The sequence below is a fragment of the Chitinophaga polysaccharea genome (assembly GCF_902150045.1).
GTDB classification, from domain to species: Bacteria; Bacteroidota; Bacteroidia; order Chitinophagales; family Chitinophagaceae; genus Chitinophaga; species Chitinophaga polysaccharea_A.
Genome location: NZ_CABFVU010000003.1, coordinates 270978 through 283439 on the forward strand (window position 1 = coordinate 270978; position 12462 = coordinate 283439).

10 protein-coding genes are annotated in these 12462 nt (G+C 48.6%); 6 read left to right on the forward strand and 4 right to left on the reverse strand.

Features of this window, described 5'->3' with window-relative positions; translation table 11 throughout:
- The first annotated feature begins 163 nt into the window (after positions 1-163).
- The 3 genes from FN124_RS21450 to FN124_RS21460 are packed head-to-tail and all read left to right on the forward strand — an operon-like array spanning position 164 to position 2611.
- Positions 164-466 carry an autorepressor SdpR family transcription factor gene (locus tag FN124_RS21450; protein WP_142686837.1) on the forward strand — a complete coding sequence of 101 codons (303 nt, stop codon included), beginning with the start codon at positions 164-166 and terminating at the stop codon, positions 464-466.
- A complete protein-coding gene (locus FN124_RS21455; RefSeq protein WP_142686838.1) occupies positions 453-1352 on the forward strand; it encodes an SdpI family protein in 900 nt (299 codons plus the stop codon). The genes FN124_RS21450 and FN124_RS21455 overlap by 14 nt, the downstream gene beginning before the upstream one ends.
- The gene (locus FN124_RS21460; RefSeq protein WP_142686839.1) at positions 1349-2611 is read left to right on the forward strand and encodes an alpha/beta fold hydrolase; all 1263 of its coding nucleotides are present in this window, start codon (positions 1349-1351) and stop codon (positions 2609-2611) included. Before FN124_RS21455 ends, FN124_RS21460 begins: the two co-directional genes overlap by 4 nt.
- Here the strand turns inward: FN124_RS21460 and FN124_RS21465 are convergent.
- Entirely contained in the window at positions 2608-3300 is a 693-nt protein-coding gene (locus FN124_RS21465) for a molybdopterin-dependent oxidoreductase (protein WP_142686840.1), read from the reverse strand. The two genes, FN124_RS21460 and FN124_RS21465, sit on opposite strands and share 4 nt — an antisense overlap.
- A gap of 181 nt (positions 3301-3481) precedes the next feature.
- Between FN124_RS21465 and FN124_RS21470 the strand changes: the two genes are divergently transcribed.
- Positions 3482-4507 (forward strand): sterol desaturase family protein, encoded by a 1026-nt coding sequence (locus tag FN124_RS21470; protein ID WP_142686841.1) that lies wholly within the window; start codon positions 3482-3484, stop codon positions 4505-4507.
- Here the strand turns inward: FN124_RS21470 and FN124_RS21475 are convergent.
- Positions 4495-5592, reverse strand: a complete 1098-nt coding sequence (locus FN124_RS21475) for a metallophosphoesterase (RefSeq protein WP_260607554.1) — start codon at positions 5590-5592, stop codon at positions 4495-4497. The two genes, FN124_RS21470 and FN124_RS21475, sit on opposite strands and share 13 nt — an antisense overlap.
- Before the next feature lie 108 nt (positions 5593-5700).
- Positions 5701-6162 (reverse strand): cold-shock protein, encoded by a 462-nt coding sequence (locus FN124_RS31670; protein ID WP_142686842.1) that lies wholly within the window; start codon positions 6160-6162, stop codon positions 5701-5703.
- 301 nt (positions 6163-6463) lie between these two features.
- On the opposite strand from FN124_RS31670, the gene FN124_RS21485 reads away from it, so the two are divergent.
- The gene (locus FN124_RS21485) at positions 6464-9730 is read left to right on the forward strand and encodes a S41 family peptidase (protein WP_221887857.1); all 3267 of its coding nucleotides are present in this window, start codon (positions 6464-6466) and stop codon (positions 9728-9730) included.
- Positions 9731-9786: 56 nt separating this feature from the next.
- On the opposite strand, the gene FN124_RS21490 is transcribed toward FN124_RS21485, so the two are convergent.
- Entirely contained in the window at positions 9787-10764 is a 978-nt protein-coding gene (locus FN124_RS21490; RefSeq protein WP_142686843.1) for a DUF6268 family outer membrane beta-barrel protein, read from the reverse strand.
- 247 nt (positions 10765-11011) lie between these two features.
- Between FN124_RS21490 and FN124_RS21495 the strand changes: the two genes are divergently transcribed.
- A complete protein-coding gene (locus FN124_RS21495) occupies positions 11012-12352 on the forward strand; it encodes a DUF3472 domain-containing protein (RefSeq protein ID WP_142686844.1) in 1341 nt (446 codons plus the stop codon).
- The last annotated feature ends 110 nt before the right edge of the window (positions 12353-12462 follow it).

Genomic DNA, 12462 nt, shown 5'->3' on the forward strand with positions numbered 1-12462 from the left:
CATTTTAAAATCAGGATAATCAGCCTAATCATCATAATCCTGAGTCAGACAAAATCCGCAAAGGCGATCTGCAACTATTTCTTTTCAAGTAACATTTTTATTTTGCCCATTCCATCCGGTTTGGCTACTTTAGTATTTAGATAGTTGTCTAAATATATTCTTTATGAACAACGTATTTAAGGCGCTCAATGATAAAACCCGCCGGGATATCCTGGAGTTACTAAAAAAAGAGGATCTGACGGCCGGTCAGATAGCGGAGCATTTTAATTTCTCCAAGCCTACTATATCGCATCACCTGGACCTGCTTAAACAGGCGGAACTGCTTACCAGCATAAAAAAGGGACAGTTCGTATTTTATTCCCTCAACACTACGGTAATGGATGAACTGCTGAAATGGATGCTGCAGTTCACGGCGGAGGCATTACCGGTAATGAAGCCCAAAACTGCCCGTTATGAAGGAAAATAAATGGTTAAAGGAAATCTTGCTGATATTGGCCATGGCAATGCCTTTCCTGGTTTATGCCCTGCTCCGTGCCGATCTTCCTGAAACAATACCTTCCCACTACAGCATCAGTAAAGAAGGTAAATGGGTGGCAGACAGTTATATGCCGCCACTGGGACTGCTATCGGTGCTTTTTGCAGGCAGCGTGGTCACTTACCTGTGTATGAGTATCCCGTTAATGTCTTCATTGCTGAATGAAAAGAGCAGAAAAGACATGGTGCAGATCGCCCCTTTCCTATATGGCTTCAAAGTGGTGATCGTAGTATTCCTGAGCGGTATCCCGGTATATGAGATGCTGGTAGCATCAGGGAAAATACCGGCCGGCAAAGGGGTATTATGGGGATATATTTCAGGGATCGTGGCGCTGGTGTTATTAAACGTATTCCTGTACCGCCTGTTTGCTTCGCTGTACAGGAACAGTGAGGAGAAGCCTTTATCCCGCAAACCGTATGTGATCATCTGGGCGGGCACACACCTGGTGCTTTCTGCCGGGCCTGTTTGCTCCATGCTTGCCGGGGAAGGGTTTAACATGGCCAGGCTTATGCCACAGCTGGTGTTTGTTTTCCTGGCCGTTTGCGGGAACCTGATGTACAATGTGCGGCCCAATTATTTCTTTGGCATCCGCACGCCGTGGACGTTGAAGAACGAAACCGTATGGCGTAAAACCCATCGCGTGGGAGGCGTGGTACTGTTTATTGCGGGTACTTTGGGCTTCATGCTTTCCTGGCTTGTAAGCGGGCAACAGCTGCATTACCTGATGCTGTTTGTGATCCTTGTATCTTCGCTTGTTACGTGTGGTTATTCCTATTACATCTACAGAAAAATAATTCAGCAAACTCAGGATCTATGAAAAAGTATTACCTCTTATCATTCCTGTGTATCCTGTTTTTCTCCGCTGCTGCGCAGCAAAACGACCAGGTGGCTACGCATCTTTTTGAGCAGCTGGGTAAAGAAAACTGGGAAGGCGCCAGGGAAAATATGGATGCCGGTATGAAAGAAAAAGTAAGCCCGGAAATGATGAAAGGCATCTGGCAACAGCTCGAACAATCTTATGGAAAATGGGAAGCCGTCATCTCCACAAAAGCATTAAAGGAAGGAGCATACGATATAATACTGGCAGATAACAGGTTTGCCAAAGCCATTATTACGTTTAGGGTGGTATTCGACAACAACCACCGTATTGCCGGGTTTTTTATTGCGGGAAACAAGCCCAAAGCTACAGCATTATTGCCTTTCGAGGAAAGGGACACCGTGGTTACCACGGATGGGGGGATCCTGTATGGCGTGCTGGCAAAACCGGCAGCCAGGCAGCCATGGCCCGTAGTGTTGATCATTGCCGGCTCAGGGCCTACAGATCATAACGGTAATAACCCCTTATTACCTGCGCCCAACGGGAGCTCTTACCAGCAGCTGGCGGCTGCACTGGCCGATAACGGCATTGCTTCCCTGCGTTACGATAAGCGCGGCATCGGGCAGAGCAACGGTTTCAAAAAAAGCAGCAGCGCCACTTCGCTGGATGACTATACCGATGATGCTGTTGCCTGGATTGATCATTTGCAGAGAAACACAGCCCGGTTTAAAAGTGTAACGGTAGTTGGCCATAGCGAAGGCGCTTTAATAGGCCTGATGGCGGCGGGCCGCAGGAGTTTCAATAGCCTGGTTTCTTTATCAGGCCCGGGCGAATGTATGGATAAAGTGTTGCTGGCGCAGTTAAAACCTATGCTGGCTGATTCGCTGTATGATGCGGTAACAGTTACCTTAAATGAATTGCGGCAGGGAAGGGACCCGCAGCAGGTGCCGGCGGCGCTCAGCACTATTTTTAATCCTTCGCTGTATGCGTTCTGGAAAAGCACTTTCCATTATGATCCATGTGCATTGCTTCCTGCAGTAAAGATGCCGTTCCTGGTTATAGGCGGTACCAGCGACACACAGGTGCCACCGGTGCAGGCGGATATACTGCATAACTGCAAGCCAGGCTCTCAACTGCTGATGATTACCGGTATGACGCATACGCTGAAAGCATCTGCACCGGCTGCAAAGGAGGAAACGGCGCCGTTGCCGCTGGCGGGCAAACTGGTGCCGTCGCTGGTGAAGTTTATAAACAATTAGCTGTACCGGTCGTTCCTCCAGGGATAGGCGGTGTTGGAATAGCCTCTTTCTTCCCAGAAGCCCAGCCGGTTGGCCGTGAGGAATTCTATACGGTGTATCCATTTCGCGCCTTTCCAGGCGTATAGCTCAGGCGTGATCATCCTTACGGGGCCGCCATGTTCTTTTGGCAAAGGCGCGCCCTCATATGTATGTACCAAAAGTACATCGGGTTTCAGCGCTTCTTCCAGCGCCACGTTGGTGGTATAATCGTCGTAACCATAACAGAGTATATGCGTGGCCGTGTCTTTCGGCTGTACTAATGCTGCCAGGTCCAGTAACCGTACGCCTATCCAGTTCATATTGAGCCTGGACCAGGTGGTTACGCAATGAAAATCGGAGGTGTCTGCTGTTTGCGGCAATGCAAGAAAATCGGCCCAGCTGAGGGTTACCGGGTGCTCCACGGCGCCATCCAGGATCAGTTGCCATTCATCCTTTTCAATTTCAGGCTGTATCCCCAGGTCCAGTACCGGCCACTTATGGGTGATGGTTTGCCCTATTGGCAATACCGGCATGCCATGCCGGTTGGGGTTGCCGCTTCCCTGCGGTTTATTGTCGGCCACCGATGGGGTTAGCCGCATTTTCTCCTCAAAGCGCGATTTGAGCTTCATCCTTGCTTCAACAATCCGTTGTAATTTATCAGCCTCTTCCATAAAATAGTTTTGGGTCTTCCGGCCATAAATGTACGGATTTATGCCTGTCAGGTGGTACTCCCGGTGGTATGCCAGGTACCAGCCTCTCCTGTATCCGGAAAAAAAAGCAGGGTATTTTATATACTTTGTTCATACAAAGTTGTATTTTGTACCTACAAAGTGATCTAAATAAAAGCGCGTTATGGGAGTTATTGAAACAATATTCAGGGAAATCATAGGATTCCTGGGAATCACACAACTCATAGAAATATGCAAAACGGGGAATTATAAAGTACTGCTTACCCTGAACGGGATCTTCTCCGCAATCTCGCCACTGATACCATTTCTCCTGTTGCTGGAAATAGGGCGGGCCATTTTTTACAAAAGGTTTAAGATCGAAGACTATAAAATGCCCTTCCTGATCTTTGTGGCCAACCGGTTTATTTCCCGGTTTATCTCTATTGCTATGGTGGCCTTCTGTATCGGGTTACTGGAAAAGTATGCGTTGTTCCAAACCTCGCTTAAATGGTACTGGTTCATTTACGGGTATGTGATCTGGGAATTCTCTCACTTTATTTACCATTATTACGGGCATAAAGTACGTTTGTTCTGGTGCCTGCATTCTACCCATCATGCGCCGCAAACCATGAACCTTTCGGTAACTTATGCGCATTTTTTCCTGGAAGCGCCGTATGCAGATGTGATCCGTACCAGCATCTGTATCCTGATGGGAGTGAATCCTCCGCTGCTTTTCATTATTATGTTCATCGACGGTACCTGGGGAGCTTTTATCCATGTGGGAGAGAACCTTATTAAAGACGGGCGTCTTGGCTTCCTGAACAGGATCATTCTTACGCCATCTCATCACCGGGTGCATCATGCAAAAAATCCTTTGTATATGGATACTAATTTCTGCAACCTGCTTAATATCTGGGATAAAGTGTTTGGCACCTTCCAGCCTGAAAAGCATGATATGCAGATCGAGTATGGCATATCCCGGGAAATGAACCCCAACAATTTCCTGGATGTTTATTTTGGTGAACTATATGGTTTGTGGAAAGATGTGCGGAAAGCGCCGGGTTTAAAAAATAAGTTGTTATACATTGTAATGCCGCCGGGATGGAGCCATACCGGCGATCACAAAACGGCGAAAGTGGTAAAGCAGGCTTTCCTGGAGCAGGCGCAGCATACGCCCCTGCGGCAGCCGGTAGCCGATCAGGTCATCTGATCAAATAAATAGTACAGGGGGGCTTCTTCAAGCACCACGCGGGAATTCCCCTGTGCATCTTTCTTCCATTTAACCAGCCGTATAGCGCCGTCGGCAATTTCCAGCCCGGTAATGTCACCATCGCTGAAGCAGCAGCAGCCGGTGTTGAAATAGGAGGGATGTGCCATTGTTTTCACCAGTTGTTTACCTGCATATTCTGCCTGTCGCGCTGCCAATGCTTTTTGTAAGATGCTTACCTGCTCAGCATCTTCCCGGGCGCGGGCTTTATCCAGTTGCTTCGTGAGCTTATCAATATGATCCAGTGAGGCAAACACAGGTTTATGGGTATGTCCTGATACCAGGAATGTTTTTTTATACTGGATGCTCCATTCATACATCATGATATTGTGACGGTCGGCCAGGTCGAAAGAGTCTGAGAGCGTATCCATGCGGATATCAAAGAAGCGCTGCAGGGGTGTCCATATGGCTGCTACAAACCATTTGCTGAAAGCGTTGCCATCGCTGCGCTGGTCGCCCTGATGGCCATGGGTAAGGTAAATGCGGTAATCCTGGTCCTGGTAACGGGTTTGAAGGATCAGGCCTTCATATACTTTCAGTTTTTTCCCGAAGATATCTTTCAGGAATTGTTGCCGTGGCACTACGTAATGCCATTCAAGGTCGTGGTTGCCGAACACGCGGAAGTAGCGTTGCTGCTGCAGGAAGCGGGCTTCTTCCAGCAGGGTGTTGCGGTATTCGCGGATCACGGTAGCTGGCGGGCATTCCCACAATTCTTCGCAATCGCCCAGGTTAATAAACGTATAGCCTTTATCGTAGTAATAACGGAGTGCCGCTACGTAGTTATCTTCCGCAGCCATGAAATCGTCGGCGCCATCTTTACCGCCTTTATGCTGGTCTGAGAAAATAATAAAGCGGCTATGCTCGTAGTCGAAGGGCACTATCAGTCCCTTTTGCCGGTTGCCTTTAAGGATCTCCTCCTGGAGCTGCGATAGGGAAGCGAATACCTGTAATTTGTCCGGCTGTGAAGAAAACCTGTTGGAAAGCCAGATGATAGGGCGTTGGAAGAGTCTTTTCAGTGGATGTGGCACGCTGTATTTTTTTAGGGAGGTGGCTCAGTACCTACCACGCACAAAAATGAGCGATTACCGGTAACCGCTCAGATTTTTTTATTTCAATAAAGCCAGACCAGTTACAGTTTAGCTTTTTACTTCTTTCTTTACATTAACCGCACTTGGACCTTTCTGTCCTCTCTCTACTTCAAAAGTTACTTTATCTTTTTCCTTGATCGGCTCAGTCAGCTGGTTAATATGTACGAATACACTGTCCTGTGTTTGCTGATCGATAATGAAACCGTAGCCTTTGGATTCGTTGAAGAACTTCACCACGCCTTTACGGATGGGGTCTGCCGGCTCTTCGGGCAGTTGCCTGCCTGGGCCCAGCTGAATGTCTTCCACATTGATCTCTTTTTTCCTGCTTGGGTCGGGGGGAGTGGAAGAGATATTACCATTCTCATCGATATAAGCCATCATATCTTCCAGGCTCTTTCCTTTAGCACTCTCTCTCTTTCGTTCTTCCTTTCTTTCCTGCTTATCCTGCCGTTGTTTTGCTTTTTTCTTTTCTTTTTCTTTTTTACCAACTGTTTCCTGGGATCTAGCCATATGCATGTATTAATTTGATACTATACAAAGATCGGCTTTTTTTGCGTAAAAGGCCGGGAATATAAAGCAGCACAGCCTTTATGCACGGGCATTTTCACCCAGGACTCCCCATAGCGGCTATTCTACATTTTTATGCACACCAGGAAATTAAGGGAATACGTGTGTGGATGACCGTGAAATCTTTTGTGATCAGAGGTAATTATGAAATCGTGGGATTTCCATAGATTAGCAAGTACTTTTTAAATCCACAACAAAAAATAAACCGCCCCGGTGCGGGATGATCAAAAAATTCAAAACGCTTATGATGAAGAAAACCGCCCTGTTTTTTCTTGCTGCGATGGCAGGAAAACAGGCTATGGCACAGGTAGATGCCGGCCTGTTCCGCTATCCCGACGTATCCCGGTCGCAGATTGCATTTTCCTATGCCAATGATATCTGGATTGTTCCAAAAACCGGTGGTACAGCCATTAAACTGGTTTCCCCTCCGGGAGTGGAAACCTTCCCCAAATTTTCGCCGGATGGAAGCAAGCTGGCTTTCAGCGCCAATTACGACGGCAATACGGACGTGTATGTATTGCCGGTAGCCGGAGGGGTACCTTTGCGGCTTACTGAATATGGTGGCACAGACCGTGTGGTGGACTGGACGCCTGATGGTAAACAGGTACTTTTTGCCTCGGGGAGAGAAAGCACCAAAGAACGCTTCAACCAGTTTTATACTATTCCTGAAAATGGAGGCGCCGCCACTAAACTGCCGCTGGCCTATGCTGAATTCGGGTCATGGTCGCCCGACGCTTCCAAAATGGCCCTGGTTACCCGCTCACAAAGTTTCCGTAACTGGAAAAGATACCGTGGCGGTATGAAAGCAGAGATCCATGTGTTTGATTTTACGAAACAACTGTCGGAAAATATCTCTGCAAAAAGCGAAGCAGGCGATGAATTCCCAATGTGGTACAACAATTTTATTTACTTCCTGTCCGACCGCGGCGCTGAAAAGAGGATGAACCTCTGGCGCTATGATGTGAATACCAAAGCATACGAGCAGATCACCAGCTACAAAGATTATGACGTTCACTTTCCTTCCATGGGGCCGGACGATATTGTATATGAAGCCAATGGCAAATTGTTCGTAATGTCGCTGAGCACGCAGCAATCCGCTGAAGTGAAGATCAATATCACTACTGACCTGGCTGCGCTCAAACCACGCACCCAGCGCACCATGAAATATATACAATCCACCGCCGTAAGCCCTGATGGCCAGCGCGCGCTCATCAGCGCCCGTGGCGATGTATTCTCCGTGCCCGCTGTAAAGGGCTATGTTAAAGATCTTACCCGCACCAGCGGCATAGCGGAGCGCTATCCTGTTTGGTCGCCGGATGGTAAAAGCATTGCCTGGTGGAGCGATAAGTCAGGTGAATATGAGCTATGGCTGGCTACCGCCGGTAAAGAGGACCAGGCGAAACAGATCACTCACTACGGCCCGGGATTCCGCTATCGCCCGTACTGGTCGCCCAATAACAGGCAAATAGCCTTCATCGACCAGGAGCTGAAAATATGGGTGCTGGATATCGCCTCCGGCAAAACCACTGCAGTAGACAAAGCCCTGCATTACTCGCCGGATGTACTGGAGGGCTTCCGCTTCAGCTGGACACCCGATAGCCGGTGGCTTACTTATAGCCGTGATATGGAAAACGGCCACGAAGCCGTATTTCTTTTCGACACCAAAAACAACCAGCGCCACCAGGTTACCAGCGGCTTCTATGACGTGAGCCGCCCGGTATTTGATGAAGCCGGCAAGTACCTGTATGTACTAACCAACCAATCGTTCAAACCTACATACAGCAGCATCGACAATACATTTATTTACGCCAACAGCACGGTGATAGGAGTGATAGGCCTGCAAAAGGAAACACCTTCCCTGCTGGCTACACGCAATGATGCCGTGAATGTAAAGGAAGACAAAAAAGAGCCTGAGAAACCCGCCGCCACAAAAGGAAAAGCTAAGAAAGAAAAACCTGCGGAAGAGACAAAAGAAACGGCTACCAGCATAGACCTCGACAACATGGAAGCCAGGATGGTATTGCTCCCGGTGCCAGGCGGCAATTATTCCCGCCTTGGCGCAGCGAAAGGTAAGATCCTGTTTGTAAGCAGCACACCGCCGGCTGATGAGGAAAGCAACGGGGAAGCCACCCTGCAGTATTATGATATTGCTACCCAGCAGGTAAAAACCATTATCAAGGAACCAGGGCAGTACGAGCTTTCTGCGGATGGCAATAAGATCCTGGTGAACAACGGCCCTTACGGCATCATTGATGTAGCCGAGAACCAGAAAATTGACACCGCCATGCGTGTAGAGGAAATGGAAATGACCGTGAACCCTGCAGAAGAATGGAAACAGCTGTTTATGGACACCTGGCGCATGGAACGCGATTTCTTCTACGATCCGCATATGCACGGCATCAACTGGAATAATGTAAAAGACAAATACCTGCATCTCCTGGAAGGCGCCCGCACCCGTGAAGAAGTGAGCTTTGTGATCAATGAGCTGCTGGGCGAAATGAATGCCTCACATACCTATAACTTTGGCGGTGATGTGGAAGATGGAAAGCATGAAAATGTTGGCTACCTCGGGGTCGACTGGCAGGCAGATGGCAGGTACTATAAGATCAAACGCATTATCCGCGGCGCGCCCTGGAATGCGGAAGCCCGCAACCCACTGGACGAGCCGGGTGTAAACATCCATGAAGGTGATTATATCCTGGCGGTAAACGGCCAGCCGCTTACCACCGCGGAGGAACCCTATGGCGTTTTCCAGTCGCTCGCCGGGAAAGTAGTAGAGCTTACCTGGAACAGCCGTCCTTCTATGGAAGGGGCTAAAACCGCCATCGTGAAAACTATCGGCAGCGAATACCGCCTGCGCCACCTGGCCTGGATAGAGAGTAACCGCAAGCGTGTGGCTGATGCCACCAATAACCAGGTGGGGTACATCTTTGTGCCAAGTACGGGTATCGATGGGCAGGATGAACTGATCCGCCAGTTCAACGGGCAGTGGGACAAAGCCGCTCTTGTTATTGATGAGCGCTTCAATAATGGCGGCCAGATCCCTGATCGCTTTATTGAAATGCTGAACCGCAAGCCGCTGGCTTATTGGGCCACCCGTAACGGTACGCCCACTCAATGGCCTTCCTATGCCAATTTTGGCCCGAAGGTAATGCTCATTAACGGGTGGAGTGGTTCCGGCGGCGATGCATTTCCGGATTATTTCCGCAAAGCCGGACTGGGCCCTATCATTGGCACCCGTACCTGGGGCGGCCTCATTGGCATTAGCAATACTCCCGCACTGATTGATGGCGGTGTGATCACCGTGCCATCGTTCCGTATGTTCAATGGCGATGGCACCTGGTTCCGCGAAGGGCATGGTGTTGATCCCGATATTGCAGTAGATGAAAATCTCGGCGATATGGCCAAAGGCGTCGATCCGCAGCTGGAGCGTGCCATTACCGAAGTAAAGAACCTGTTGCAAACAAAGCCTTATAAGGCGCCTGCACAGCCTCCATATGAAGTGAGATAATATTTTTACCGGTCACTGTTAAGCAACAGTGACCGGTTCTTTTTAAAATATGGCTGCTATTTACGCGGCAGGAAGTTCCACCGCAGCCCCCCGCTGAAAAAGTAATTGGTAGCAAACCTATGCATAGGCTTGTCGGAAAACATTTCCGACAAACTCTTTTCCCGGAAAGTAGTACCGCTATAAAGGATACTGCCACCTGATGCCACAAAATCAATATGCCTGCTCAGATGCCAGGTATTTTCCAATCCCACGCTTAGTTCTGAGTAACCCATCAGCCGCTTTTTGTCCGGCGCATTTTCCACATCATAAGAGGAACCGCGCATACGGAATGCCAACGCCAGGTCGGTTTGTTTATTCATGCGGTGAGATACGCTTATCTTTTCAGGGAAGTTTACATCTATCCTGAACTTACTTTCGGTTTGCCATTTTAAAAGGATCGCGGGCAATAACATAGGCGTGCCAAAGGTATTGGTGAACATAGCACCGATACCGTAAGAAAACCGCGGGTTATGCTGCTTTACAAACAATACGCCTCCGTTGATGAAAATATCTTTGTTATTGATCTTTTCCATATCGGTGAAAAGCCCGGCAGATAATACACTCACCATACCCCAACGGTTACCGATGCTGCGGAAATGTTGCAGCGCCAGTTGTGCATCCAGTAATTCTTCGGGGAAGATCCGGTTATCATAATCTTTGTGCTGCATTTTGGTATAGCTGCCGGAAGCCGCCAGCGTCCAGTTGCGGACCTTACCGGTAGCAGTATCTACATGACTGCCCAGCGAGAATACAGCGCCAAAGTTATAACGTTGCTGAGAGGTGGTGGACCTGGTTTTTACGCTGTCTTCCGGCCGGATATAACGGGAGGCTGGCAAGTAATCCACGCTGATCCCTATGCCGGGGCCATCGAGGGATGTGGCGCCCAGCTGGGCCCACAGCTCTTGCAATGGTGTAAGTGCGAAAAAGGTAATTAACAAACAGGTGTATCTTTTTTTTAGTTGCATGGGTTGCCGGTGTTGATATTGCAGGCTCATAAAAATCTTTAGAAGGAAGACACCATGTCTGCTACTTACCCCTATTCGTGTAGTATTATTTTTTAAGGAGATAAATAAGACAATCAGCCTGTTCTCTAAAATACAGGTGTCATTGTAATGTCATATCGGCAGGGACAATTGCTATATAACCTGCAGGTTAGTTAAATTCCGGCATTACCACGTAGAAAAGCTTATGAGAAACTAGGGAACCTATTTTTCTTTTTAAACCAACCAACCATAAACTGCAATGAAAACAAAATTATCGCTTGCATTCGCATTCGGATGCCTTATCCTGTCGTCCTGTTCCAGGAATTATTCCCTTTCTGACCTAACCCCGGAAGACGGCTTGTTACCCACTACCACTACAACTTCCGGCATTACGGATATTGCCGTAGCGCTGGGAAGTAATGCCTGGCTTACACAATGCAGCGCCGGCGCTGGGGAATTAGTGCTGGACAGTGGTCTTGCCTATTGGAGCAGCAGCAGCTCCGTTTTCAGTGCTTACTTCCGTACCAGCGCTACAGGCACACTGCACCTGGCATTAAGAGGAAAGGTGCCGGCCGGCAGCAGCCAGCTTAAGATCACTGTAGCAGGTCAGTCGAAAACCATTACAGCTTCCGGCAGCAGCTACCACACCATTGATGTGGGAGATTTCAACCTAACGGATACCGGCTATGTGAAAGTAGACTTCCAGGGGGTATCCAAAACGGACAGCTATTATGCAGAACTGTCGGATCTGTACATCAGCGGCGCTGCTACCGGCGGCCGGCTCAATTACATTCAAACGGATGTATACTTCGGCAGGAGAGGACCCTCTGTGAACCTGGGATATACGCCGCCAGCGGGCAAAATCGTAGAATGGTTTTATAACGAGGTAACAGTGCCCACCGGCCAGGACCCTATAGGATCTTACTTTATGACTAATGGCTTCAGCCAGGGGTATTGTGGTATACAGGTAAACAGCGCCACTGAAAGAAGGGTGTTATTTTCTGTCTGGAGTCCTGCCGTTACAGATGATCCCAATAGTATCCCGGATTCATTGAAGATTGAGCTGCTGCGCAAAGGCCCTGGCGTACAAATAGGTACTTTTGGCAACGAGGGGGCCGGTGGACAAAGCTATCTCCCATTCAACTGGCAGGCGGGCACTACGTACCGCTTTTTAACTCATGCAGTGCCGGTAGCCGATAACAAAACGGAATTCACGTCCTGGTTCTATGCTCCTGAAACCGGTTCCTGGCAACTGATAGCCAGCTTCCGCCGCCCGAAAACCTATACGTGGTTAACCGGTTTATATTCGTTTCTGGAAAATTTCTTTCCAGAAACTGGCTATATCGGGAGAAAAGTGCAGTATGGCAATCAGTGGGCAAGAGATACCAATGGGACCTGGCATGAACTTACTAATGCACAATTTAACGGCGATGCTACTGCCGCATCGCAATCGCGTATGGACTTTGCCGGCGGTGTGGAATCCACTAAGTTTTACCTGCGTAATTGCGGCTTCTTTTCCAACTTTGTAAAGATCAATACGCCGCTCACCCGCACCCCATCAGGTATTGCGCCGGTGATCAACTTCAATACGCTGCCTTAAAAGCCGCGTATTTTTGTCTTGGAACACTGATTACGCTGATTATGATGATTTCGCTGATGTTTTTTAAAAATTTAGATAATAGCTGGTTACTGCTCATTATAAAAAATTAA

Coding starts and splice junctions, on each gene's coding strand:
- FN124_RS21455 (WP_142686838.1), top strand. CDS start 453: ATGAAGGAAAATAAATGGTTAAAGGAAATCTTGCTGATATTGGCCATG.
- FN124_RS21490 (WP_142686843.1), bottom strand. CDS start 10,764: ATGAGCCTGCAATATCAACACCGGCAACCCATGCAACTAAAAAAAAGA.
- FN124_RS21495 (WP_142686844.1), top strand. CDS start 11,012: ATGAAAACAAAATTATCGCTTGCATTCGCATTCGGATGCCTTATCCTG.
- FN124_RS21450 (WP_142686837.1), top strand. CDS start 164: ATGAACAACGTATTTAAGGCGCTCAATGATAAAACCCGCCGGGATATC.
- FN124_RS21465 (WP_142686840.1), bottom strand. CDS start 3,300: ATGGAAGAGGCTGATAAATTACAACGGATTGTTGAAGCAAGGATGAAG.
- FN124_RS21460 (WP_142686839.1), top strand. CDS start 1,349: ATGAAAAAGTATTACCTCTTATCATTCCTGTGTATCCTGTTTTTCTCC.
- FN124_RS21485 (WP_221887857.1), top strand. CDS start 6,464: ATGATGAAGAAAACCGCCCTGTTTTTTCTTGCTGCGATGGCAGGAAAA.
- FN124_RS21470 (WP_142686841.1), top strand. CDS start 3,482: ATGGGAGTTATTGAAACAATATTCAGGGAAATCATAGGATTCCTGGGA.
- FN124_RS31670 (WP_142686842.1), bottom strand. CDS start 6,162: ATGGCTAGATCCCAGGAAACAGTTGGTAAAAAAGAAAAAGAAAAGAAA.